Source organism: Candidatus Bathyarchaeota archaeon, assembly GCA_026014735.1.
Classification (GTDB): Archaea; Thermoproteota; Bathyarchaeia; order Bathyarchaeales; family Bathycorpusculaceae; genus Bathycorpusculum.
The window spans coordinates 1,114,500-1,138,178 of record JAOZHT010000001.1 but is presented as its reverse complement, the minus strand read 5'-3'; the positions used below and the strand labels follow the sequence as shown (position 1 = coordinate 1,138,178).

25 protein-coding genes are annotated in these 23,679 nt (G+C 48.5%); 17 read left to right on the top strand and 8 right to left on the bottom strand.

Translation table 11 applies throughout. From position 1 onward, the window contains the following. Nucleotides 1-2,579: hypothetical protein (locus NWE93_05850; protein ID MCW3999743.1), on the bottom strand; the 2,579-nt coding region annotated here is incomplete at its 3' end. A 185-nt stretch (nt 2,580-2,764) separates the two neighbouring features. On the opposite strand from NWE93_05850, the gene NWE93_05845 reads away from it, so the two are divergent. The 7 genes from NWE93_05845 (at nt 2,765) to NWE93_05815 (ending at nt 10,170) form a co-directional block, all read left to right on the top strand. Beyond that, nucleotides 2,765-3,277 carry a hypothetical protein gene (locus NWE93_05845; protein ID MCW3999742.1) on the top strand — a complete coding sequence of 171 codons (513 nt, stop codon included), beginning with the start codon at nt 2,765-2,767 and terminating at the stop codon, nt 3,275-3,277. A gap of 522 nt (nt 3,278-3,799) precedes the next feature. Next, a complete protein-coding gene (locus tag NWE93_05840) occupies nt 3,800-5,857 on the top strand; it encodes a chemotaxis protein CheA (GenBank protein MCW3999741.1) in 2,058 nt (685 codons plus the stop codon). 127 nt (nt 5,858-5,984) lie between these two features. Next, on the top strand, nt 5,985-6,329 hold the full coding sequence (locus tag NWE93_05835) for a hypothetical protein (protein MCW3999740.1): 345 nt from the start codon (nt 5,985-5,987) through the stop codon (nt 6,327-6,329). A 99-nt stretch (nt 6,330-6,428) separates the two neighbouring features. Then, nucleotides 6,429-6,935, top strand: a complete 507-nt coding sequence (locus NWE93_05830) for a chemotaxis protein CheW (GenBank protein ID MCW3999739.1) — start codon at nt 6,429-6,431, stop codon at nt 6,933-6,935. A 20-nt stretch (nt 6,936-6,955) separates the two neighbouring features. After that, the gene (locus NWE93_05825; GenBank protein ID MCW3999738.1) at nt 6,956-7,978 is read left to right on the top strand and encodes a chemotaxis response regulator protein-glutamate methylesterase; all 1,023 of its coding nucleotides are present in this window, start codon (nt 6,956-6,958) and stop codon (nt 7,976-7,978) included. Nucleotides 7,979-8,066: 88 nt separating this feature from the next. Beyond that, nucleotides 8,067-9,560: a methyl-accepting chemotaxis protein gene (locus tag NWE93_05820; GenBank protein MCW3999737.1), complete on the top strand. Its 1,494-nt coding sequence runs from the start codon at nt 8,067-8,069 to the stop codon at nt 9,558-9,560. A 94-nt stretch (nt 9,561-9,654) separates the two neighbouring features. Continuing rightward, complete coding sequence (locus NWE93_05815; protein ID MCW3999736.1) at nt 9,655-10,170, top strand: hypothetical protein; 516 nt, start codon at nt 9,655-9,657, stop codon at nt 10,168-10,170. Nucleotides 10,171-10,175: 5 nt separating this feature from the next. Here NWE93_05815 and NWE93_05810 read toward each other — a convergent pair whose 3' ends face one another. Continuing rightward, the gene (locus NWE93_05810; protein MCW3999735.1) at nt 10,176-10,943 is read right to left on the bottom strand and encodes a G1 family endopeptidase; all 768 of its coding nucleotides are present in this window, start codon (nt 10,941-10,943) and stop codon (nt 10,176-10,178) included. A gap of 201 nt (nt 10,944-11,144) precedes the next feature. Between NWE93_05810 and NWE93_05805 the strand changes: the two genes are divergently transcribed. From NWE93_05805 to NWE93_05795, 3 genes are read left to right on the top strand one after another with little or no spacing between them, the layout of a single operon-like run. Next, the gene (locus tag NWE93_05805) at nt 11,145-11,966 is read left to right on the top strand and encodes a GNAT family N-acetyltransferase (GenBank protein ID MCW3999734.1); all 822 of its coding nucleotides are present in this window, start codon (nt 11,145-11,147) and stop codon (nt 11,964-11,966) included. 4 nt (nt 11,967-11,970) lie between these two features. Beyond that, nucleotides 11,971-13,329: a hypothetical protein gene (locus tag NWE93_05800; GenBank protein ID MCW3999733.1), complete on the top strand. Its 1,359-nt coding sequence runs from the start codon at nt 11,971-11,973 to the stop codon at nt 13,327-13,329. A 15-nt stretch (nt 13,330-13,344) separates the two neighbouring features. Continuing rightward, nucleotides 13,345-13,872, top strand: coding sequence for a hypothetical protein (locus NWE93_05795; GenBank protein MCW3999732.1), 528 nt, complete (start codon nt 13,345-13,347; stop codon nt 13,870-13,872). A 46-nt stretch (nt 13,873-13,918) separates the two neighbouring features. On the opposite strand, the gene NWE93_05790 is transcribed toward NWE93_05795, so the two are convergent. Both NWE93_05790 and NWE93_05785 read right to left on the bottom strand, forming a co-directional pair. Next, the gene (locus NWE93_05790; GenBank protein ID MCW3999731.1) at nt 13,919-14,899 is read right to left on the bottom strand and encodes a ferritin-like domain-containing protein; all 981 of its coding nucleotides are present in this window, start codon (nt 14,897-14,899) and stop codon (nt 13,919-13,921) included. Between the two features lie 103 nt (nt 14,900-15,002). Beyond that, entirely contained in the window at nt 15,003-15,800 is a 798-nt protein-coding gene (locus tag NWE93_05785) for a DUF996 domain-containing protein (GenBank protein MCW3999730.1), read from the bottom strand. Nucleotides 15,801-16,003: 203 nt separating this feature from the next. Here NWE93_05785 and NWE93_05780 point away from each other — a divergent pair, with 203 nt between their 5' ends. From NWE93_05780 to NWE93_05770, 3 genes are all read left to right on the top strand, one after another. Next, nucleotides 16,004-16,192 carry a hypothetical protein gene (locus tag NWE93_05780; GenBank protein MCW3999729.1) on the top strand — a complete coding sequence of 63 codons (189 nt, stop codon included), beginning with the start codon at nt 16,004-16,006 and terminating at the stop codon, nt 16,190-16,192. Between the two features lie 85 nt (nt 16,193-16,277). After that, entirely contained in the window at nt 16,278-16,703 is a 426-nt protein-coding gene (locus NWE93_05775; protein ID MCW3999728.1) for a hypothetical protein, read from the top strand. A 595-nt stretch (nt 16,704-17,298) separates the two neighbouring features. Next, entirely contained in the window at nt 17,299-17,586 is a 288-nt protein-coding gene (locus tag NWE93_05770) for a hypothetical protein (protein ID MCW3999727.1), read from the top strand. Nucleotides 17,587-18,141: 555 nt separating this feature from the next. Here NWE93_05770 and NWE93_05765 read toward each other — a convergent pair. Next, nucleotides 18,142-18,675, bottom strand: a complete 534-nt coding sequence (locus NWE93_05765; protein ID MCW3999726.1) for a DUF1697 domain-containing protein — start codon at nt 18,673-18,675, stop codon at nt 18,142-18,144. Between the two features lie 135 nt (nt 18,676-18,810). On the opposite strand from NWE93_05765, the gene sufC reads away from it, so the two are divergent. Together sufC and NWE93_05755 are read left to right on the top strand one after the other, a co-directional pair. Beyond that, a complete protein-coding gene (sufC, locus tag NWE93_05760) occupies nt 18,811-19,572 on the top strand; it encodes a Fe-S cluster assembly ATPase SufC (protein ID MCW3999725.1) in 762 nt (253 codons plus the stop codon). Beyond that, complete coding sequence (locus tag NWE93_05755) at nt 19,562-20,686, top strand: SufD family Fe-S cluster assembly protein (GenBank protein MCW3999724.1); 1,125 nt, start codon at nt 19,562-19,564, stop codon at nt 20,684-20,686. Before sufC ends, NWE93_05755 begins: the two co-directional genes overlap by 11 nt. 91 nt (nt 20,687-20,777) lie before the next feature. On the opposite strand, the gene NWE93_05750 is transcribed toward NWE93_05755, so the two are convergent. The 3 genes from NWE93_05750 to NWE93_05740 all read right to left on the bottom strand — a co-directional run bounded on the left by NWE93_05750 (nt 20,778) and on the right by NWE93_05740 (nt 22,446). Then, on the bottom strand, nt 20,778-21,326 hold the full coding sequence (locus NWE93_05750) for an Hsp20/alpha crystallin family protein (protein MCW3999723.1): 549 nt from the start codon (nt 21,324-21,326) through the stop codon (nt 20,778-20,780). A 77-nt stretch (nt 21,327-21,403) separates the two neighbouring features. Beyond that, nucleotides 21,404-22,153 carry an SDR family oxidoreductase gene (locus NWE93_05745; GenBank protein ID MCW3999722.1) on the bottom strand — a complete coding sequence of 250 codons (750 nt, stop codon included), beginning with the start codon at nt 22,151-22,153 and terminating at the stop codon, nt 21,404-21,406. A gap of 65 nt (nt 22,154-22,218) precedes the next feature. After that, nucleotides 22,219-22,446 carry a cytochrome B5 gene (locus NWE93_05740; protein MCW3999721.1) on the bottom strand — a complete coding sequence of 76 codons (228 nt, stop codon included), beginning with the start codon at nt 22,444-22,446 and terminating at the stop codon, nt 22,219-22,221. A 163-nt stretch (nt 22,447-22,609) separates the two neighbouring features. Between NWE93_05740 and NWE93_05735 the strand changes: the two genes are divergently transcribed. Beyond that, complete coding sequence (locus NWE93_05735) at nt 22,610-23,308, top strand: CDGSH iron-sulfur domain-containing protein (GenBank protein MCW3999720.1); 699 nt, start codon at nt 22,610-22,612, stop codon at nt 23,306-23,308. Further along, a complete protein-coding gene (locus NWE93_05730; GenBank protein MCW3999719.1) occupies nt 23,305-23,625 on the top strand; it encodes a thioredoxin family protein in 321 nt (106 codons plus the stop codon). The genes NWE93_05735 and NWE93_05730 overlap by 4 nt, the downstream gene beginning before the upstream one ends. Nucleotides 23,626-23,679 lie beyond the last annotated feature (54 nt).

Here is a 23,679-nt window from a genome sequence, read left to right as displayed (position 1 = left end):
AGACAAGATTGAACCCCAGACAGCGAAGTACTACCTGAACCGCTAGAAGAAATTGTTAGCGGATAATATACTGGATACCAAATATAATGCGCAACCAAATTTCCGTCTGAGGTTAGCGGAATATTTCCTGGAGCATAGTTTTGGCCATTGAAGGAGAAATAGCTGAAAAGATAGTTATGCAAAGGAGCGACGCTGACCGAATAGGTTTTACCGATTAACCTCTGATTCCCACAATAATGAGTTTCACCACCCACAGCGAACTGAGGATATAAAACATCATTTTCATGACCAGACGTATTGCAAACAGCAGAAAAATTCACAAGAGGCTGATAGAGTTTAATGTACGAGTTTCCGTAAACGCGCATATGACAATTAGGAACACTGTAATCATCATAATTCCATTGACCATCGATAAACATGGGCCAAATTGCTTCAAAGCCGGTACTGTTAGAAAGTGGAGAGGCATCGAAATTAGGGCTACCCGAAAATGTGTCGTGAGAAGCTAAGTTCAAAGCGGTATGTATGGAATTATCACCCTCCAAAGCATAGTGAAAGAAGTGGTAAACCCAGTAGTAATAATGATAACTGCTGCTTGCAAGGGTTTGGTCTAATGCTGCTGAACCTAATTCAAATCCTATGAAACAGAAATCGCCTGAATCGGCATATGAGAAACCATCTCGGCTCATCCAGCCGGAAGGAGGAGTTGAATTAGGTGTAGCGGTGACCTTTATGCCGTGGCTCCAAGCGAATGGCATACCACGGGCCTTATGGATTGAATTGTCGACTAGCCCCTGTGTAGAAACATACTGTCCATAATAGCTATCTCCAACGTGCGCTGAATTACATGTATTAATGAACGCAAAACAAGTCTTGCCAGCCACTGTCTCTTCATAGATATTAGAATCATAAATAGCATGCTGGTTAGCATTCGAGTCATCACTGTTATAAACTGGTCCTTCTCGTGTCCCCCAATTATCCTCAAACAGGTAGTGGAATTCATCACCAGACGCACCTGTAATATCTGTTTCGTTTGCGCCATTACCATGGTCGAAATCGACAACTGCAACCCGCGGATAGTTTGACTCAAAGTATTGAATCTGATCTAAGACAGGGCCTTTATTAGACCCATAGTTATTGACACCTTGATTGTTAGTAGAGATGTAACCATTATTAGCGAATAAAGTAGCAATATATGCTGAGGTGCTTCTTTGCCATTCGACTTCACCGTTCGTTTTTCGCCAGCTTTCTGGTGGATTAAGGCTGGAGTTTATTGAACCTATGCTTTCTGCACCCCAAACAGAGGCCCCACCGACATTAGTAGCAGCTACAGGTGATGCCGACAACGCGCTTATTATTGGAGACAAAATTAATAAACAAAGTACTATTCCGCCAGCCTTTAGACAACTAATTTTTGGCAAACGTAGAAGAGTTGGGGCATTTTTCTTTTGTCTACTAAGATAAAATGGCGTTATTAGAGATATGACAACGATGAAAATCAGGATATATACTGGAAAGTCTAGAAATGAGTTTAAAGTTAAAGTGGGGGATGAATTGGCCGTTGGGCAATATGACTGCGATATCCTGTCTGTTGCAGAGGCCACTAGCTCTGCGGGCGGGTCAATTGTTGAAACCCTTTGATGAATGTAGTAGACTTCTTTTGTGTCAGCCCATATATAAACGTTGAAACCATAGACATTCCCTGGATAGAACTTGTCAAGGCTAACCCAGATATTATACATCGGATAAAGTTCAAGTGGATCTTGGCTGCGGGCTTTATTGGGCTCTGCATATACAGCTGAGGATAGTAGTGTTTCAATTACCATAGCATTTGTTACGTTAAATTTTAACCCACCTATAGTTCCAACTTCAGAACCGTCTACCGAATAATTTTGCGCTTTATTCATCGCAATAGATATAGCATCCTTCTCAGAAAGTTTTATCTTTGTGCTGCCTACTTGATAAAGGTTCCAATTATCAACAAAATAATTTAGGAATCCATTGTTGTACCGTAGGGCAACACATTTATCCGGAGCAACAATGCCATTTTCGATATACGTCCATTGAAAAGTTGTATCTTTTTCTAGCGCCGTGACATCTAGCTTAATATTACCAATCGTTATCGAAGAGTTTTTGGTGGCATCAGTCTTAGTGAGGAGTGTATTTAATTGTTCATAAAGACCTTTATTCTGAGTTTGGTAGTTTACAAGGAAGTTTTGTGCCGTGTCGACATCACTATTGATCAATGTATTCATGCGAGGCGAACCTTCATTGGCACTGACATAAATCATTTGTAAATCACCGTTGATGAAACTACAGAGTGTATCTACGTTGCTATCTGCTGCATCTAGTTTAATGTGAATGTTTTCTCTAGATAGAGTATCTCTATACAAATCATTTGATTCTTGATTTATTGAAATGTTGTATTTTGGTGTGTCAAGACCAACAACATTGTTTAATGTTGAGATTGCTTTTTGCTGGCTGGTGAGTCCTGCAGCTTGTGTATTAGGAATGAAGGGGTATGCAATCGAAGTAAGTAGCACAAAAATGATAATTCCCGTAAGAAATAATTTATTTACCATTTTCTTAACTTCCATTGACGTATTTGAGAGCTACCGGTTGGTTGCTTTCAGATGTACAATATATCACAATCAGCTTATAACATTTGTGAAATTTTAAAGCTAGCTTACTAAAATAGCGTACTATTCAAAAATGGAACACAAGAAACTTTTATATCATTCATAGCCTTAAATTAAGAAGGGTCAGTATGAGTAAAAAAATTGCACTCCTGTTAGTTATTGCTGTTCTGGTCGTTGTACCCTTAACTCTTGCTTTGACCTATAAAACAAGTCATTTTGGTCCGCAAATCAATGATGCCATTGCATCGAGTAATGCTACAAGAACGCCACTTAACGATACAGTTACTTCAAATAACGATAGCGTTAAAATTATTGCCTTAACACCAAGCGACCATTGGGGTAATCCGGTGGGAATGGCTATGGATTTTTGGTTTAATGTTACAATCCGCAATGACGACATTAACTCAGTCAGCGACTTGAATCTGAACCTTACTATTACAGGAGTGCCTGACGATATTTATAATTGGGGCACCTCTGAGCCAATAGGCACGATTCAGCCGGGCCAAACATCAGAGGTCCAGATGTACGTTATTCTGCTTCACAACGGATATGAGAATCTCAGCCAAATTGCAGGACACAAAGCGGTAATAAATCTAATGCTGGGCGATAAAATAATAGATAAATGCAGTATACCCCTTTAGCAGCCTTGAGCCTACCTCTGATCAGTTGGCGTCAGATTTTCCCTTGACATCCATTGCAGCTATAGCGACGGTTTTAGTTATGGTTGCAGTTGTAGGAATTGCTGTGTACTTTAAGAAGCTCAAGCGGTAAGTCTCTATACGTCAAGATGGAAAGTTCTGTTTTCCAGATTGATTCTATTTGCACTGTTATCGCTAGGACTTTTCATGTAAACAAATTTTGTGGAATCAATTTGCCTCTGCATCTGCGTATGTAGGCTTGGGGCGGATGCTTTGGCGGCGCCAGCGATTCAGTTGTGTTTGTGCTTGCATAGCGCTATTTAGCACGGAAAGAAAGCTCTTGCTGGTTGCGCATACGTTTTCGTATGCTGCCTATTTAAAAGGGGCCTTTAGTTTTGTGCAAGCAACAGAGAGCCACAGAAACCGTCGCTGGGGGTTGAGTGTCCAAGCCGAGACGCACATCACTAAATTACGTCTTTTGGGGCTTATGGTAGCTTAAGCTTACTGGATATTGGGTGAATCAGTGTGTCTTTAGACAGTGACGCATACAGGGAAGTCTTCATCGAAGAAGCCAAGGAACATATCGAGACCTTAACGAAGTCTATGCTTATTTTGGAGAAAGAGCCCCAGAACCAAGAAGTCATCAACATGCTATTCCGCTCCGCCCACACACTCAAAGGCTCCTCGGGGATGATGGGGTATAAGGATTTCCAGGAACTCACCCACGCCATGGAAGACATCTTTGATTTGATGCGTAAAGGCAGCAGCCCCTCCTGCGAGTTAATCAGCCTGCTCCTGGAATGCGTGGATGCACTCACCCAGCGCCTAGAGAACATCCAGAACAGCGTGGAGGGAGAAATCGACTCCTCCGATTTCAAAGGTAAACTGGAAACCATGAGAAGCCAGCTTGAAAAAATCGAGTCTGCTCCCAATGGGCCACTAGACTGCAAACTGCAATTAGAACAGGCCAGCCCCCCATTAGTTGAACCCCAACAAACCCCCCAAGTCAGCGCCCCACAAGCAAAACAGGGCGTTGGCCCAGAGAGATTCTTTGGGTTATGCCTAAGTTTCGCCTCCGACTGCGAATTCAAGGGCATCAGGGCAGGAATGGTGCTGGACCGAATAAACGAGGTCGCGAAAATCTTAAAGTCGATTCCTGAAAAAGACAACTTAAACGAGCAAAAACTCGCCTCAGGCTTTAAAATCCTTGTTTCAAGCAGCAGCGACCAGCAAACAATCGAAAACTCGGTTAAACAGGTTTTAGAAGTTGAAAACGTAGACGTTAAATGCTTCGAATCCGAAGCGGCTGCACTGCAGACCTTCACAGAGAAGCCCCAAGAAACAGCTGCGCTTCCAGCTGAAAACAACTATGTCGTCACAGTAGAGGACAAAGCCGTAACCAAAATCGCCCACGACACCCAAACAGCCCAGACGGTGCGTGTAAAGTTCGATCAACTGGATAAGCTGATGAATCTGGTCGGGGAATTAGTCATCAACAAAATCGCGTTGCTGCAAGTCACCACAGACAACCACAATGCAGGCTTAAGGCGGGTTACCGAAAACATCGACCGCTTAACCGCTGACCTGCAAGACCTCGTCATGGAGGTCCGCATGGTCCCCGTTAGCCAGGTCTTTGACAGGTTTCCCCGCTTAGTCCGTGACCTATCGCTGAAGCAGAAGAAAAAGATTGATTTGGTCTTGGAGGGCAAAGAAATCGAAGTTGACCGATCGGTGCTTGACGAAATCGGAGAGCCCCTGATTCACTTGCTCCGAAACAGCGTGGACCACGGCATAGAAGAACCCCGGGAGAGATGTGCCCATGGCAAAAACGAGACTGGACGCATCGTGCTCTCAGCCCAGCGCAACGGCAACCACGTCATCATCGAAGTCTTCGACGACGGAGAAGGCATTGACCCCCAGAAAATCAAGGAGTCCGCACTCAAAAAAGGCATCGCGACTCAATCTGAACTTGACAAAATGAACAAGGAACAGCTGATTAACCTGATTTTCCTACCTGGGTTTTCTACTGCTAAGAAGTTAACTGAGACAAGCGGTAGAGGTGTAGGTATGGATGTTGTGAAAACAAAGATATCAGCTTTAGGCGGCACGGTGCATGTTGACAGCAAAATCGGGTACGGAACCCGAACCACCATTAAGCTGCCGATTACATTGGCGATTATCCAGGCTATTCTGGTCAAGGACACCACAGAAACCTTCGCTATCCCCACAAGCCAAGTTAGCGAAATCGTGCGGGTGAAGAAGGCTGACATCAAACGGCTGGGTAAAAGCAGCGCTATCCTGGTGCGGGACAAGGTGGTTCCCATAGTGCATCTGCATCAGCTGCTAAATCTCCCCGACGCAAACGAGGAGGAACTGGAGTTGCTTATCATTTACCTCGGCGACGAAAACAGCAAGGTGGCTTTGGCGGTTGATTCGGTGCTGCGTCAGCAGGATATACTGGTTAAGACGCTAAGCAAGATGCTCTCCGGCATCAAAGGCGTCAGCGGCGCCACGATTCTGGGCGACGGCCAAGTGGTTCTGGTCTTAGATGTACCGCAATGCGTCAGGCACAGAAACAACTAACCCCCTTCTTTCTCCACCCCTTTTTGGGCACCAGTCTATGCTGTGCGTTTCTGGACATATTCCTCCGCTAGGAAGATTACCTTTATTTCATGCCGCCGCTCCTATTCCAGTTAGGGGAGAAAAGAAAATGGAGCACAGCGAAGTTAAATCAGAGAACGCTCGAAACGTAATTTTAAGCTACAAAGACTCGATTTACTACGTTAACAGCGTCAACGTGCAAATGCTGCAGGATCAGGGTCGGCTGAAAGCCATTTTCCACACCAAACGCGCCCAAGACAACAGTCTTGAAGACCTCGACATAGAAATCAATCAGGGCACCTACGATATACTGATGGAGTACGCTAAACTCGATAAACTAGACTTAATTATGGTGCTGCAGATTGAGGGCGCCAACGCGAAATGGTGCTTGATGAGCGAGGATTGGCTTAAACACCAAGTAGTCAGCTCCTGCGGCAGAGGCTACATCGTTTAGCCCATCCTTTTGATTTAAGATAAATATTTTTAGTCATTAGCGGCTTTTCATAAGAACTTATAACCACTTCAGCAGATGAGATAGCGTTTGGTGGTATAGTTGTCCCTGAATGGAAAAGGAAATTCCCGCGACGAAATACAGATGCTGACCTTCACTTTAGACAGCACCCTCTACGGAGTAAACGTAAGCCAAGTGAGGGAAGTCAAAAATTTTGAAGGCGTAACCCCGGTTCCCTACGCCCCCGCCTATGTGCGTGGAGTAACAAATATGCGTGGCGAAGTCATCCCCGTCATCGATTTGCGTAAACGCTTCGGATTAGAAGTCAGCAACGGAAACTCTAACATCATGATTATTGTGCAGGATAAACATCCCGTAGGCATCATGGTGGATTCAGTCATGGAGGTTTTGACGTTGCCCAAAAGCGACATCGAAGCCAACAGCGACAGCTTAATCATGGATAAATCCGAAACGGTTCTGGGCGTGGCTAAGCATGACAAGGAACTCATCATACTACTCGACCTCCTCCGCGTCGCCTCAAAAGAAAGCCTCAGCATAGGCGAGAAAACCGGATTCCAGATACAAACCGAAAAACAAGCCGCCCCATGACCCAGATTTAATTGACGCTGTTGCCTGCTATGGGTCAAATCAAGCTCCTAATCGTGGATGATTCACTTTTAATGCAGAGGGTCCTCTCTGACCTGTTAGGGGCAGATGGAGAAATCGAGGTTGTGGGAACCGCCCGCAACGGCGAAGAAGCCATCAGCAAGGTTGCGCAGCTTAAACCCGACGTCGTCACCATGGACGTTGAAATGCCCAAGATGAACGGTTTAACTGCAGTGCATAGAATCATGCAGACGCAGTCCACACCCATCGTCATGATTAGCGCTTTGACGCAGCGGGAAGCCTCGTTGACGCTTAAGGCACTGGAGCTTGGCGCCGTGGACTATGTGCCTAAGCCTTCGGGTCAAGGATGGCTTGAAATGGGCTCGGTCCGCGAGGAATTGGTTTCTAAAGTTAAAACAGCCGCGTCCGCTAACCTCTCCTTCGTCAAGTTCCAGGCTCAAACCGACTATGGCCTGGCAGCAAAAAGAAGCGAAAAAGTCATCTCGATAGCCGCCTCCACAGGGGGTCCCCCGGCGCTGACAAAGGTTTTAACTGCGCTCCCAAGCCAATCACCAGCTATCCTAATCGTGCAGCATATGCCTAAGGGCGTCACCAAACTCTTCGCTGAAGGCTTAAACCTGCGCTGCAAATTTCCCGTGAAAGAAGCCCAGGAGGGTGACCGCGTAGCAGAGGGGCTAGCGTTGGTTGCCCCCGGAGGCTTCCATATGGTGGTTACGAAAGACGGCAGAATCCACCTTAACGCCGATGCACCCGTCAATTATGTTCGCCCAGCCGCGGATGTGCTCATGCAGTCGATGGCAAGCGTGTATGGCGCCAAAAACGTCGGCGTGGTCCTGACGGGTATGGGGTCTGACGGCGCCAACGGGGTCCGAGCCATCAAGGAGCGGGGTGGCGCAACGATTGCGCAGGACGAAAAAACCAGCGTGGTTTATGGGATGCCGCAGGTTGCGTTTAAAACAGGCTGCGTCGACGTGGTTGCTTCCCTTGAGGATATCCCTAAAGAGATTGTTAAGGCATGCAGCTAAGCATATCTGTAATCCATATAGGGTTTTCATAATTTACTTATAAGTAAACCGCTAACACACACTCATAACCCCGTGGATAGTAGAGTAGATGACCCAAGAGCCCAAGGAAAAGAAAAGGTCCGAACAATCAAGTCAGGTTGAAAAACTTCAAGCTGAAAACAGAATTCTCCAAGAGAAAAATCAGGAATTAAGAAAACAAATCATCGAAGTTCTCAAAGAAACCATCGAAAGCGCAGAGAACATAAGCGCTAAAGCCGACGAAACCATCCAGAACGCCGCGGTAGCCGCAGACCTTGCCTACCAAGCAGAGCAGGCAGCCATAAAAGTCGCTGAGCTCGTCACAGGCGCAAACGAGGTAGTGAGCCGGGTCACGCTTAACGCAAGAAACGTCGAGCAAGTCGCCGATAAGGTAGCGCAAAACGCCGACGGCGCATCCAAAGCCACCGCTAGGGTAGCTGAGATGGGCAAAGAAGCCGCCTACGTCTCCAACCAGATGGCCTTGGGAATGCAGCAGGTCAGCACCGCCTCCCAGCAGGTCTCCATCGGAGCCCAGAAGCTAGCGGAGTTATCTCAGGACGCGGCTAGAAGCAGCGAAGCCCTCAAAAGAGTCATGGATGAAGCCGGGGTAATCGCTAAGGAAGCATCAACAGTCACTGAGGATGCGCTAAAAAAATCCAAAGAAGCCAACGAAAAAAGCCAACAGGGATTGGTGGCTATCGAGAACATAAAAGGCAACATCACCCGGGTCTCCGAAGCAGTTACCTCCATGGTTAACTCCGTCGATCAAGTCGGATTGATGGCTAACTCGGTTTCGGACATCGCAGGCCAAACTAACATGCTGGCACTCAACGCAGCCATCGAAGCCGCACGCGCAGGCGAAGCAGGACGCGGATTCGCAGTGGTCGCCGACGCAGTTAAGGGCCTAGCGGGACAATCTAAAGAAGCCGCCGGCTCAGCCATAAAGTTAGTGAAGGGCATCAAGGAAGCCGGCATGCAGACCAGCAGCATAACCCAGCAGTCACAGGTGGGAGCCGCGGAAGGAGCCAACGTGGTTTTAGGCGCCATCAAAGAATCCGAGGGCATAGGCAAAATCATGGGTGAAATGACTGGCAAAGTAACGAACCTTGCAAACGGCGTTGAACGTGGACTTGGCGCCTTAAGTTCGGTGGTTAGAACCATCGAGGAAGTCGCCAGTATCGCTGAGGAAAGCAGTTCAGCCTCAGAGGAAGCTTCCTCCGCGGTGGAGGAGCAGACAGCCTCGTCTCAGCAGGTGGCAAGTATAGCTAAGGATGTTTCATCGACTGCAGAGCAGGTGCAGCAGGTTACCAGCGGCGTCGTGGTTGAAGCTAAAGACATGGCTAAGCTTGCCCAAGGGGTCGTCAGCGACGCGGGGCAAGTTGAGGAATCCGCTAAGCTAATCCTGGAGCAGGCAGAGACCGTTGGCAAAAACAACAATACAGTGGTTGTGGAAGTCACCAAGATGGCGGAGGTCACTGAGAACATGAAAAACGACCTTATCTCAGCCATCGAGCACCGAAAAAGCCTCCTTAACCGCTTCCTCGAGGAATACAACGTCAACTAAGCCGCCTCAACCTTTCCTTTGCACTTGTGTGTCTATGCCATGACATACAAGCATTTTATTCTAAACCCAGCGTTATCTCTGAGTTGAATTCACCTTGACCCAAGAAGCAGTAACTAAACCGGAGATTGCAGAATCCTCCGCGCAAGCCGAGAGAAAAAAGCAAGTTAACGTTCAAGAGCTAGTTGAAGCCCTCAAGAGCACCGCCGATGACATAGGGCAAATCAGCGAATTAAGCTCGGAGGAGAAAATCTTGGTTGCTCAGTTCTTTTCTTCTCTGCTAAAACTGATGCAGCCGTTGACTTCTTCGATAGAGGTGGCTCAGTTGGCGCTTCCAGCGCAGTACGCCGACGTTACCCGCGCCCACATTGACCCCACGGGACATCTGGTGCTACAGTTTATCGATGGACACGTGGAGCTTAAGGATCTCAGCGAGGAGAAAAACCGTGACCTCATGATGGCGGTTGTCAGTGATGTGCTGCCGAAATTCAAAAGCTTAACCAACATGCAGAAACGCAAGTTAGAAAACCGAATTAAGCTGCTTTCGACGGTGACTAAGGAAATCCAGAAGAGCTCCGATGCCCTTGCAGCGGCGCTGTCGCCTACCGGATGAGGCTGCTAGTTGCTCATTGTGTAATGTACCGAGAAGCTTGCGCCGTCCGCGCTCAGTTGAGAGGCTGAAGCTAACCTGTCAAGCTGCTGGTTTGCCATGTGGACTTTGGAGTAGGTGAAGTTGCATATGGACCCCTCGGATTTGTTGAGGTCTATTTGGCAGTCTTGAAAGGTCAATGAACCGAAGTTGGCTAAGTCGGCGATTTGCCCGTTAACTAGCGCGCGCTCCACGATCCATTCGCCTGAAGCGCAGGTTGAGTTGTAGTAGAAGTTACGGTTATAGACATGTCCGTTGGTTACATCGCCAAGGTGTATGTTCCATTCGTTGGTTTCGGGGTTAACCAGCATTATCGAGGCAAATATTTTGTCTCCGGGGTTCACGACGAATTCGGTGATTCGTATGGCGTATTCGGGGAGAAGCTCATACCATGCGCTGTAGAATTCTTTGCCGTCTAAAACGTCATGTTCGGTTCCAACCTGAATCAGGGTCTTATCTGATTGCCCCCCGATGCCTATCCATGCTGAAGAGTAACCGTTCCCAGCAGAGGTGTTTACGTAGGGCACAATCCATTCGGCGCTGATGCCGGTGACTTCACGTTGCTCGTTGAAGCTTTTTGACACCACATATCCTGCCCAGCCTACACTTACTACTGTGTGACTATCAGGGTCGCGGCTGAATACTGCCTCAAGCATAGAAAGCAGGGACAGAGACACCAACAGCAGCAGCACCCAGATTGCAGCTAAAAAGAAGACACGCCGCCTAACCACAAACATAAAAAGCCCTTACATAGACAAAGCACGGGATGTTTAAGCCACGAAATGCTCAAAACTCACTTTTGGGTATGCGACCTTTTGGATATAATGTTTTGTTGGCACAAAAAAGTTGACACATCCAAGGACTCTGGGCTCGGCGGTCTTGGAGAAACAGACTTAATCTGCGGGCACACAATGTTTTGTATGTTCCAAGTCAGGAAAATGGGCAGGGCTGATTTTGAGTTCGCGGTAGACTTAGCCAACACTATGAATTGGAACATGGCAACCGAAGACTTTGAGTTCATGAGGTTGCTTGAGCCAGACGGTTTGTTCCTTCTCGTCGACGGCGAAGAGAAGCTGGGGATAGCCACTGCGGTCAGCTACGGAGAAGTCGGTTGGTTCGGCAACTTGATAGTAAAAAAAGAATGCCGCAGAGAAGGCGGCGGAGGCATCCTTGTAGAGCACGCAATCAACTTTTTACACGGCAGAGGCGTCCAAACAATCGGGCTCTACGCTTACCCCCACCTCACCAGTTTCTATGCCCGCCTGGGCTTCAACGTTGACAAAGACTTCTTGGTGATGCACACCGATCAAGCTGGCGAGGTGGCTTCACAAAAACTTCCCCCCATCGAAATACACGATTTACCCAAGGTATGCGCATTAGACAGGGCATGCTTCGGAGGCGACAGGACACGGCTGCTCCAAACCATACTCCTCCACGACGACAACATAGCCTTCAAATTCGTCGAAAAGGCCGAGTTAAAAGGGTATATTGCAGCAACGGTTTATCCGACGTTGGCATGGATTGGACCCCTAATCTGTCAGGTCCAAAGACGCGACGCTGCGCGTCTGCTCGTCAAAGCTGCCCTCTCCCGTTTAGGCGGCAAAACAGCGTATGCAGTGGTCTCCAAAGCCGATGTGGATCTGATGGAGGTTTTGGGTGAAGCAGGGTTTAGGCAGGATTTCTCTGTGACACGCATGTTTCTTGGGCAATTGTCAGCAAAAAATTGTATATACATGGCTGAATCTTTAGAGAGAGGCTAAGCTTATGGAAGATTACTGCAGAATTATGCTTGAGGACTTTTTAAATTATTCTTTTTCCAGCGTTGAGGCGCTGGTTAAAAAAATCGAGGTTGCCAAGGGACAGAATCCCAATCGACAGTTCACATTGTTCCGCTACTCCAACGGAGAGAAAATATCGGTGCCCTTCAGAGGCGACCACTTCTTTCTGAGGGGGTCGGTGGAATACAGCAACCCGCAGATTACACTGGAGGAAATCCAGGGCATCGTGGCGACGCGGCTGCTGGAAGCCTGCAGCAACCACTTTGGCAAAGCCGGTTTGCGTCAGCCCGACAGAGACGATGTTGAGGAAATCTATGAGGCGCTGCATAAACCCACCGACGGCTACATTGTGCCGTTTCTGCTAAACACCGACGACGTGGAGGCTGACCGCTACTCGAATAATCCCCTTCGAGGCTCAATCGTTGAGAGTGGACAAAGCGCCTATCCAGTTGCCACCGTCAAAACCGACCAGCTAAAAATCGATAAGGCATATACTCAAAAGTACATGGGTAAACTGATCTCCCAAAAAGAAATCGACCTCATAGAGGGCGCCCTCAAAGAGAGCAAGGGCTCATACATAGAGATGGTTGACTCGATAAAGTACCAGCAGCTTCAGCAGCTGACAAAATTCTGCGGCATGGACCTCTCACTCTACACCCTGCGGATGCCCCTAGCCACTTTGGAGGCAGAAACCAAAGAGGGTTTGCTCCACCAAGTCATTAGCCAAAGCAACCGCGACTACGCTTCGGTAGAAGAGGCTTATACCTGCATGGGACGCAGCATGTCCAAGCGCACCACCCTTCTGACGGTGCCTCATTCAACGAAGGGCTACGGCTCCAAACGCGCCGCACGGGGCAAACTCCACTTTGAAAATGGAGAACTCGAATCCGTCACCGTCAAATACCAGACCACCGCGCTGTACCCCAACGGCGTAGACAACAAAGACATCTCCATGGCGGTTTGCGATGACAACTTTACTGTGGAGGGCAAAAAACTCTCCGATTACAGCTACGCCCAGACGCCTTCTTCCCCCCAGTTTTCCCTCTATATGATGGGTTCCCCCGAGGACGCCGTAATCTGGCATGGCATCGGCACGTATGGTTCCATGCAGCTGCTTCAAAGCTACTCCGCTGCACGCGCCGCCTGCAAGAACGGCGGGTTAATCAGGGGTTTACATGAGAAATACGGGGTAAACTTGGAGATTCCATTGCAGTTTAACCTTGCACCCGCCCAGATGTGGAGCCACCCCAAACACAACAACATAGATGCCAGCGTAGGAAGCGTCGAGGATATTTCAGTTATGGCTCAGCGGGGCATGCGACTTGAGTATCTTTCGGATTTCTAGTAGGAGCAGCCTGCCTTGTCTGGTCTTGACCGCTTACTCTTGCGTATGATGCGTGTTTTTCGCAGGTTGCCAATTAACCCGCTGAGTATCGGCAGCCAAAAAGCGGTTTTTCTCGACTACTTCAAGGGCTTCGATGAGGTGGCATCGGTTAAGGCTATCTTCGGAGAGAAAACCACGCAGGTGCTGGGTCACCTTAAAGTTGAGTTAAGCTGGCTTAAAGGCTACATGTACGTGGATGGGGAAGACGGGCACATCGTCATAAGCAAAGGCTACCTTGACAGCGGCGACAGAAAACACATTTACCTGGACTTAATTCATGAACTCTGCCACGTGAAGCAATTCATGGATGGCCGAGAACTCTTCGACCCCCACTACAGCTACGTTGACCGCCCAACCGAAATCGAGGCCTACCGCTACACCGTTGAGGAGGCAAAGCGGCTGGGAATGGGCGAGAAACAGATCAGGGCTTACCTTAAAACGGAATGGATGAGCGATCAGGACCTGGAAAAGCTGGTTAAAAACATCGGCTTACAAAAAACCTAAACGGGCATAAAGTGGCAAGGAAAAAACAAAAAGAAGAGGGGAAGGACTATTTTACGTAGTCGTCGAATGTCCAGAAGTGCTCCTCTTCTTGGATAATGATGTCTTCGAACATGCGTCTTGTGGTGGTGTCGCCGAGTTCAAGTGCTTTAGCGATTATTTTGCGGTAGAGCGCGATGGTGTCGCTTTCCAGCTTATGATCCAACGCCAAGAAATCCTGAGAGGTTTCGCCGACCACTGGCAACGGATCCGGTTTAGCTGCGGCTTCACCCTCAAGGAGGTAGATGCGTTCGCTGATTTTTTCAAGATGATCCATCTCCTGCATGAAGACGGACTTGAGGAGTTTGCTGACCACATCTGCTTTGTTGGTTTCCGTCACTGCCTCCAATGCGGTGTCTTTCTTGCGAAGCTGCAGAAACGCGGCTTTCTCATGCTGGTTAGTGTACTGTACGATACCGGTGATTTCCGCTGAGACCGCTTTGTTGAGCAACGCAAAGTAGTCATCGGTGTAGATTTTTCGCCACTCCGGCAGCGCCACTTTGCTTGGCTCGTCTTTTTCGTCTTGGAAGCCCGTGTACTCTTGGAATTTGAAGAGGTGCGCTTCTTCTTCCTCGTAGATTTTCTCGAAGAGTTCACGGGTTTTCCAGTCGCCGATTTGCCCGGAGGCAACGATGATTTCTCGGTAGAGCGCCATGGCTTCCTCCTCGGCTTTTACGCCAAGCTTGGCGAATTCGCTGATGCTGTTGCCGATGACTGGCTTGCCGGCTTTGGTTGTTGCTTGCCCGCCGAGGTAGTAGATGCGCTCCATAATGTTTGCTGCGTGCTTCATCTCTTGGATGGCGATGTCTCGGAGGAATTTGCCGACGGCGTCATAGGTTGTTTTGTCCAAAAGGATGTTTTCAGGAATGGTTTTGCGGATAAGCTTCTCCATTTTTCCATGCTGAAGAATATACTGGACGGACACGGCTAATTCACGTTCGACTGCGCGGTTAAGCAGGTCTATATACTCTGTAGTTACTTTAACAGCCATAAAATATCACAACTTACAAAATCAAAGAGGCAATCCCTCAGATATAAGATTTTTTATCAAAGAAGCATCTGGTAAGCCGCTGGTCAGACGACCAGATTGGCGCCTACTGGATTTGCCTGCCACAGGATCGGCAATAGGCTGAGTCGGGGCTGTTCTCTGCGCCACACACAGAACAACGTTTGCTTTGCTCATTGAGGGGCGCTGGGTAGGTTGAATAAGTAAACGGCGCCGGCGCGGGTGATGCCGGTGCAAGCTTGCGGTATCCTAGGGCTGCAAAGATCCATGCAATCCAGACGATTAAGCCTCCGATGCCAATGATTGCGAGCACTGACCCGATTAAGTAGAGCAGCCCGGTGGTTCTGAAGTCCTCTACTCCCGACTTCTCTGCCAACCGGTCAAAGGAGCGTTTGTAGAGTAACCCGTAGTAAATAGATAAGGCGAAGCTTACTAGCAGTATAACTGCGTAAATCCCCAGCAGGCTCAATATGAAAGAGCGAACAGCGGTGGTGGATGCAGAAGCTATGCTGACTGACGAAATTGCGGAAAAAGCAACTACAACCGCCACTGCAACCACTACGAAAATGATTTGGATAATGAGAGCTCGAAGAATATTCTTGAAGATGACGGGTTCATTGTAATATTTTGATAGGCGATGCATAGCTATGAGGAATAGTATGTAGGCTGCAAGGGCTAAGATGCCAGCAACAATCGCGAGTCCTAAAAAGGCAGTTATGAGGGCAAAGCTTGTCGGTGCAGACGGTGCTCCCCCAAATATGGAAGTTAAGAATGAACTGAATAATGAGGTGAAGAATACAACGACGGCAACAACCATTATTGGAGGAACAACTATGTTGAGAATGCTTGCGGTAAACCCAAGTTTTTTGCCTGATTCAAGCGACACGCCTAAACACCCCGCGTATGCTATACAATCGCTTGAAAGATAAGCTTTTTGATAACCTTATTAGCGCTTTCCTTTTTAGCTTATGCTTGCTCACGGTAGACTTAGGTTTAACTTGTGGAACTTGACTCGGCGCTTTTCCCAGTGGCGTGGGCGGGGTCTTAATAACCTGCCAATGCATAGAATCAGTCAGGAGACTCAGCGCTTTGACCGGCGAATTCGAGAAAAAAGTTAAACAGTTAAACCTCGCCCCCCAATTCGAAAAATACCTCATCGACATGATAAACCAAGCCACCCAAGAGGACCCCTGCATGAAATGCGAATCCAAAGAGGGCTGCGAGAACTTCAAATGGCATAAAAAATACCTCAACGCCGACAGCTGCAGTTGCCCATAACCCCTGCTTTGCTTTGGGCGGTTTTGCTGGGGTGCGCTTTTAGTAAACGCTATTAGGTGTGTCAGGTTTAGCAGTATGGGGGATTATGAAGAGAAAAACTGTGGCGGGTATACTTGTGCTAGCGGTTGTTTTAGCGTCGACCGCGGGGGCTTTGTGGTATGAATTCGCAGCCAAAACATACACTTACCCCCTTAAGCTCAAGGAGCAAACCTACAACGTAGATGTTGAAACCAACTGGAATGCTGCCCCAAAGGTTTCGCTGTCCCAATCTGACCTCAAACACATTTCTGTCGACTTCATAGGCTCAGCAACCCAAAGTGTCTTCTTCAAAATCACCTTCCCCAACAGCCTGCTAGACGGCAACATCACCTTAGCCTGGAAATACTACGTGCAGAACCCTGACCGCTACACCGTAACCAACGATGGCACCTATACAACCGTGGAGATGACCTTTACCCATAATGCGCAAGATGAGCATTTTGAGGTACGCGGAACAAGCGCCGCCTGGTAAAGCATCCCAGATACCTCAGTTTTGGGTTTTAATTGTCAAGTAGCCGAAGGCGATGATTGTTAAGCTCCAGACCAGCGTTAAGATGAGGGCGGTGCTTGGGAAGAAGATGTAGGTGGCAAAAATCCGCTGCACAATGGTTGTGGCGATGGTGAGTTTTGGCGCCCACGTTTTTTGCGCTCTTAACCCATAGAGGGCAACTGCGAAGACTGCGGCGGCAATTCCCGCCTCGACGATCCTCGACGATGGCAGCCACGTAGCCCAGCTGGTAGACGCTCCAGTGGGTTTCGGGAAACAGCCAAATCACCATGGCGACCACGTCCAAGGCGATGTTGGCGGCGACCAGCCGGATTAAAATTTTTCGGGGGAACGCCTGTATTTGTAAACTAAAAAGACAGCTAACGCTGCCAGCGTGATTATCATTAGGCGAAGAATTAGTTCGTCTAAGCCCACATTTAACCCTGCGCTCTCTTTGCAGCGGCATAAGGCTATTTCAAGTTTTTGCCAGCGACCCTAATGAATGGTTAGCTCCGAGCAGAGCAGATATGCCCCGAAAACCTTAAAAAAACCGTTTACTAGACGGTTAGTGGTGAATGTTTTGATTAGTTTTAGTGAACTTTTAGGCAAACAGGTTATTGGAACAGGCGGTTTTATAATCGGGGAAATTAAAGGCGCAAGCTTAGACGTCAAAACATGGCAGGTGCCACAGCTCCAAGTTAAACTAACCGATAACGCCGCAACCGAACTTGGGTTCAAGAAGCGATTTAGAAGCTCCACTGTCACCATACCCACAAAGATGATTCAAGCAGTCGGCGACGTAGTAACCATGGCTCCGCCCCTCAAAGAACTCGGCGAAAGCGTAGAAATAATCGAATACAAACCCTAAACAAAACCAAGTTTGGGTTTGCTGATAAAAACAGGTTCCTATGTAGCTCTCAAGCAAGAATCTGTAGACTCACAAAATTCCTGACGAGGTCGATGGGTGGGATTTGACGGTGCAGACTTGACGTTTTTATGTCAAATTGCGCTGTTCATGTCAAATTGCTTTGTTTATGTCAAAAACGGAAAATGGGTGATTGGCCCCTCGGAGAATATTGCCCCCATAACCCCCTCGGATGTCTTTAAAACTTAAAACACACCCCAAATCTGTCCATAAATTGCCTGTTATCTGCACAAAACGTGTATATTTCGCCACTGACATATTGTATATTGCAGGCCGAGAAGTACGCTTTGAAAGGCGATGCATCAAGGCAAAGAGCGCATCGATTAAAACAGCGAAAAATCGATACGTGACAAAGACTCTGCCTCGATGGGCTGAAACAGCATGTTGCAGTAAGGCTTGAGCAAGAGGGTCAAAACGGTGAAAGACCCCCAAGCGAGAAAAACAAGCCTTAATGGACCGGCCAACAAAAGGCTTAGACTCGGCCTGCATATCCTTTTACTAACTGAAGCGTTTGGCTATTTCCTTTATTACATTCAGGTTTCTGGTTGTCGCCTTAACTTTGAGGACTTTCTCCAAGAAAGGATTAGGCAACGCTCCTTCGCCGCCGCCATGTGTGACACTGAAAACCTCAGCGGAGTTGGCCCCGATTATTTCTGCGGTAGACTTGGGAATTGTATAAGGCAACAGCAGCGGAAAAGCATCCGGGGCAGCAGGCAGGAAAGTTACCAGAAACCTTGTGCCTTCGCAACCTTGGCCATAGAAGGGGTTGGAGTCTATTATGGCTTTTAGCTGCGGTAATGTTCGTAAGAGAACCGCTACATCATAGCCTAAAGTGGCTTTGAGGGCGCTTTGGGCTTGGGTTTTGATTTCTTGGGTGTTTTCTTTTGGGGTTTGGAAGATTACGTTGCCGCTTTGCCTGTAGACGGAAACGTCCTGGTACCCTAATGATTCATAGATTTTCTGCAGCGTTTCCTTCTTAACGGTGTGTCCGCCGACGTTGATTCCCCGTAGAAAAGCGACGTAGCGAGTCATAGACAAGTTAAGGCTAAATGACCTATAAAACTGCCTCGGTCGCCCCTCATGCATGTCTTTTTGGAGAGGAAAGTGATTGCTGCGTAGCGGTAAGCTTATTTTCTCTGATCCACTTTATTTGCTCGTTGACCACTTATGGATATGCTTGAAGTCAAAAACTTATCCGTGAAGGTTGAAGGCAAACTGATTCTAAACGACCTCAACTTCAACCTCAAAGAAGCCGCCAGCCACATCCTCTTCGGCCCCAACGGCTCAGGAAAAACCACCCTTATCAGCACCCTGATGGGTTTACCGGGCTACGAAGTAGCCTCAGGAAGGATTTTCTTCAACGGCCAAGACATCACCGAAAAAGGCGTTGACGAACGCGCCAAGCTGGGCATTATCGTGAGCTTCCAGAATCCGCCTGAAATCACCGGTGTCAAGCTGGGCGACCTCTTGAAGCTCTGTTTGGGCAAAACCGCCTCTGATGAGTTCAGTGCAGAGGAGAAGGCGCAGATAGAAGCGTTCCGCCTAACCAACTTCCTTAGCCGCGACGTCAACATGGGTTTCAGCGGCGGCGAACGCAAACGCTCCGAGATACTGCAGCTTATCTTTCTAAAACCTAAGTTGCTTCTGCTCGATGAGCCTGATTCAGGGGTGGATGTGGAGAGTCTTCGGATGATAGCTACTGAAATCCAAAAGTACGTTGAAGGCTCAGGTGCCTCGGCGTTGATAATCACGCATAAAGGCGACATTTTAGAGTACATCAAAGCATCCTACGGCTGCATCCTTTTGAGGGGGCAATTCCACTGCTTCAAGGATCCCATGCGCATCTACAACGACATCAAAGAGATGGGCTATGAGGAATGCGTAGCATGCAGGATAAGAACAAGTGAGGGCTGGAAAAATGCAAAATGAAAGCGACTTAACCAAGATTCCCCATGCAATCCTCCAAGAAGCCCAAAGAGCCGGGCTTGAAACCTCGGAGAAGAACCGTTCAGGAACCTTTGTCCACCTAAACCAGCAGACCGTGGCCTCCAAAATTAACGAGCTCTACGAGGGCAAACTTGAACTCATGGACATCAAAGACGCGCTTAAAAAGTATCCTTGGCTGGAGGAGTACCGCTGGAAACTAGTTGACAAAAACAAGGATGAATACACCAAGAGGGTGGCGGAGGACTACAGCGGCGGCTACTTCATGCGGATAATGAAGGGCGCAGAAATCGCTTTTCCACTGCAGAGTTGCCTTTTGATTACCCAACGCAACCTCGAGCAGCGCGTCCACAACATCATCATCGCCGAGGAAGACTCCAAAGCCCACATAATAACCAGTTGCGTGCAGCATTCAAGCGTACCTAACGCATCCCATCTGGGTATTTCTGAAATCTACGTGAAGAAGAGCGCTATGCTTAACTTCACCATGATTCACCAGTGGAGCGAGCAGACGCTGGTGCGCCCCAGAAGCGCCGCCCAAGTCGACGATAACGCCACCTTCATCTCAAACTATGTATGCATGCAGCCAGTCCGCGATACCCAGATGTACCCGGTTGCCTACTGCAAGGGCGAAAACAGCCGCGTCAGCTTTAACAGCATCCTCTATGGCCACAAAAACAGCCTCCTTGACATTGGCTCCAAAGCCGTACTAACAGGCAGAGACAGCAAAGCAGAGATGGTGAGCCGCGCCATCACCCGCGAGGGCTCCAAGATGATTATCCGCGGCATGATAGAGGGACACACCCCCGACTGCAAGGGACACCTGGAATGCAAGGGCTTAGTTATGGATAACGAATCCTTCATGCAATCCATCCCCGAGCTCATCGCAACCAAGAAGGGCGTGGAGATCACCCATGAGGCAGCGGTGGGCAAAATCAGTGAGAAAGAAATCACCTATCTGATGACGCGGCGGCTGAGCCGTGAACAGGCGGTTTCACTGATTATCCGGGGCTTCATGGACGTGGGTATCCTTGGGTTGCCTGATTCGCTGAATAAGGAAATCAAGAAGATCGTGGATTCGTCGGCGGAGGCAGAATAGGCCTTCAGCCTTTTTCTTTTGTTTTCTCTTCATATGGGTAGGGTACCTAAGCCAATGGAGATAACAAGGGCTTCTGGAATAAACAGAAGACTTAGGTTATCGAGAGTTTTTTGGTTTCTTTAGGCGCCTTTTTGGGCAGGGTGATTTCGAGTATGCCATCGTTTAGTTTGGCGTTGGAGTCATCGGAGCGGACGGCTTCCGGCAGCTGGATTCTGCGGTAAAAAGTCTGCGCTGAACGTTCATGGCGCACGTAATTCTTTTTCTGCTCGTTCTCCAGTTGGGTGTGCTTTGCGTTTATGGTTACGACGTCGTCGGCGACTTCCACCTGCACGTCCTCTTTTTTGAAGCCGGGCAAATCTACGGTTAAACGGAAATCTTTTCCTTCATCTTCCAGATCCACCGAGGGCATCCCTGTGAAGGGTACCACGGAGGCGCGTGCTTTCTGTGTCATTTCTCGGCCAAACCTTGAGGAGGTATCCCAGAAGTCTTCGAAGTCCCTCTGGAACCTGTTCATCAGCCTGTCTAAATCGCTTTGAATGTCACCCACAACGTAGGGGGTAACTTCATGGTTCTTCTTGACTTCGCCGGCGGGCTTCTCTTTTCCGCCGTAGTAGTACATTTTCTTTTTATCCTCAGACAAAACAAGTCACCTACTTATTGGCGAAACTTCCCTTCGCTAATTAACCTATGTGACTGTGCAAAGACTGCAATATGCATCTACTGGAGGGTGTAGCCGCCGTCGGTCACGATGGTTTGTCCAGTGATGAAATTTGCTTCGTCGCTTACCAGAAACAGCACCAGCGCCGCTACATCAGAGGGTTTGCCCATGTGCCCCATCGGAATTGCCCTTATCACCTGCTCATACATGGACTGGTTGGCTTCCGCGCCGCCAACGTCTATGGGACCAGGCGCCACCGCATTCACGTTTATGCCATGCCCTGCCATCTCAAGAGCCAATGCCCGGGTGAAGCCGGATATGGCTCCTTTGCTGGCGGAGTAATGGACTAGGTTGGGAAAAGCCACCACTGGACCCGATATCGAGGAGAGATTCACGATTTTGCCGTATTTGCGCTCAACCATCCCGGGCAGAAACACTTTGGTGCAGTGAAAGACGCCGTTGAGGTTCACCTGAATGACTTTATCCCAGTCTTCCTGAGTCATCTCCACAAAGGGCTTCTGGGGGTAGATGCCTGCGTTGTTGATGAGTAAGTCTACTCTGCCGAGCTTTGATAGCAGCTGGTTTTTGGCGGTTTCTGCTTGGGCAAAGTTGGATACGTCACATTTTGCGGCGAAGGCATTTACGTTTGCGCATTTAGCTTGGATTTCTTTGGCGGTTTCAAAAACTGCATCTGCAATATCCGATACGGCAACGTCTGCTCCTGACCGCGCGAGGGCAAGGGCGATCTCTTTTCCTATGCCGCGTCCGGCGCCGGTGACTAAGGCGACTTTACCGCTTAAATCAAACATCAAAAATCACCTCTATCTAGATGAGGCATCTTCACTAATTTAGTTTTGCCAGCGGGAACCCTGCGTTAGGTTAATGTACCCACAGCTTTCATGCGTTCCATAACTTCTTCGCTATGCGGGGCCATATCCATCATTTCGGTTAAGTCTTCGCCGGCCATGTGTCCCAGATGCTCGCCTTCGCCCCACTGGGACGAATCTGATACATCATAGACTTTGCCCTTGTAGCCGACGTAGGCGGGTTTACCGTTTTTTCCGTTGAACTCCTTAAGCTCGCTGACTGAAAAATTCTTCATTTCATCCACGTTATTTATCCTCCGTAGTATGGTGGTGGATTGGGTTTAATAGCTGTAACTCTGTAGCTGCAACTACATTTTGTTTTGTTCACAGCAGAACTTAATAAATCTCCACTCACTCATTAGAAACAGAATATTCGAGCGAAGAATGGAAGTGCATTTTTTGGGAGGCAACAATCAAGCAATGAAAATAACAGTCACCAGAAACGGTCCCTACCTTGTCAGCGGAAACATACCACTCTACGAGATGATAATCAAATGCGGCCAAGGAAACATCCCCTCAGAATGGGTGGTTGGAAAAAAATTTTCTGCGACCCAAACGTATCTGCTGTGCCGCTGCGGCCAAAGCAAAAACAAGCCCTTCTGTGACGGTACACACGCAAAAACCGGCTTCGACGGAACCGAAACCAGCCCCGACTTGCCCTTCTTGGATATGGCAAAGTCCATCGATGGTCCAAATCTGCATCTTGATGACGCTGAGGGTCTATGTGCCTCCGCTCGGTTCTGCCACCGGGGCGGCGACATCTGGGATGAAATCGCCAAATCCGACGACCCCCAAACCAAAGCAAACAGCATCCGAAACGAATGCGACTGCCCTTCAGGTCGCCTTGTCCTGGTCGACAAGGAAACGGGCGTGACAGTTGAACCGCAGCTTGAGAAATCCATCGGCGTCATCCTTGACCCCGCTGTCGGCGTTTTAGGTCCGCTGTGGGTCAGGGGCGGCGTCCCAGTTTATTCCGCCGGCGGCAAAGCCTACCATATCCGCAATCGGGTGACGCTTTGTCGCTGTGGCAAATCACAAAACAAGCCCTTCTGTGACAGCAGCCACTACCCCGAAGAGTACCAAGAGGTGAAACGATGAACCAAAAAGAAGACGACGGCGACGTAGAGCGGCAGTGGAACAGTAAAGAGCGGGCATATGTGCTTTTTTATGCCTCTTGGTGTCCCCATTCCCAGCGGTTCCTACCCGTTTTTGAGGAGTACTCCAAAGCAAACCCTGATGAATGCGTCGAAGTCATGATTGACTACCGCTCAGATCTATGCGATAAATACGGCATCGAATACTACCCCACCGTGCTGCTTTTCAAAAAAGGAAAAGTGCAGAAAAGACTCGATGCTAAACCCGGTTTAGGCTTAACCCGAGAGCAACTCTACGAACTCGCTGCTAGTCCAAGCTGAGTGCTGATTTCACAAGCTGTCTTGTCCATCAACCACGGTTTCCTCCAAATCTTC

Excerpts from the sequence above, each read along its gene's own strand:
- NWE93_05790 (MCW3999731.1), bottom strand. The coding sequence starts at position 14,899 with ATGGCTGTTAAAGTAACTACAGAGTATATAGACCTGCTTAACCGCGCA.
- NWE93_05805 (MCW3999734.1), top strand. The coding sequence starts at position 11,145 with ATGGGCAGGGCTGATTTTGAGTTCGCGGTAGACTTAGCCAACACTATG.
- sufC (MCW3999725.1), top strand. The coding sequence starts at position 18,811 with ATGGATATGCTTGAAGTCAAAAACTTATCCGTGAAGGTTGAAGGCAAA.
- NWE93_05845 (MCW3999742.1), top strand. The coding sequence starts at position 2,765 with ATGAGTAAAAAAATTGCACTCCTGTTAGTTATTGCTGTTCTGGTCGTT.
- NWE93_05765 (MCW3999726.1), bottom strand. The coding sequence starts at position 18,675 with ATGACTCGCTACGTCGCTTTTCTACGGGGAATCAACGTCGGCGGACAC.
- NWE93_05745 (MCW3999722.1), bottom strand. The coding sequence starts at position 22,153 with ATGTTTGATTTAAGCGGTAAAGTCGCCTTAGTCACCGGCGCCGGACGC.
- NWE93_05775 (MCW3999728.1), top strand. The coding sequence starts at position 16,278 with ATGAAGAGAAAAACTGTGGCGGGTATACTTGTGCTAGCGGTTGTTTTA.
- NWE93_05755 (MCW3999724.1), top strand. The coding sequence starts at position 19,562 with ATGCAAAATGAAAGCGACTTAACCAAGATTCCCCATGCAATCCTCCAA.
- NWE93_05810 (MCW3999735.1), bottom strand. The coding sequence starts at position 10,943 with ATGTTTGTGGTTAGGCGGCGTGTCTTCTTTTTAGCTGCAATCTGGGTG.
- NWE93_05835 (MCW3999740.1), top strand. The coding sequence starts at position 5,985 with ATGGAGCACAGCGAAGTTAAATCAGAGAACGCTCGAAACGTAATTTTA.
- NWE93_05800 (MCW3999733.1), top strand. The coding sequence starts at position 11,971 with ATGGAAGATTACTGCAGAATTATGCTTGAGGACTTTTTAAATTATTCT.
- NWE93_05820 (MCW3999737.1), top strand. The coding sequence starts at position 8,067 with ATGACCCAAGAGCCCAAGGAAAAGAAAAGGTCCGAACAATCAAGTCAG.
- NWE93_05730 (MCW3999719.1), top strand. The coding sequence starts at position 23,305 with ATGAACCAAAAAGAAGACGACGGCGACGTAGAGCGGCAGTGGAACAGT.
- NWE93_05740 (MCW3999721.1), bottom strand. The coding sequence starts at position 22,446 with ATGAAGAATTTTTCAGTCAGCGAGCTTAAGGAGTTCAACGGAAAAAAC.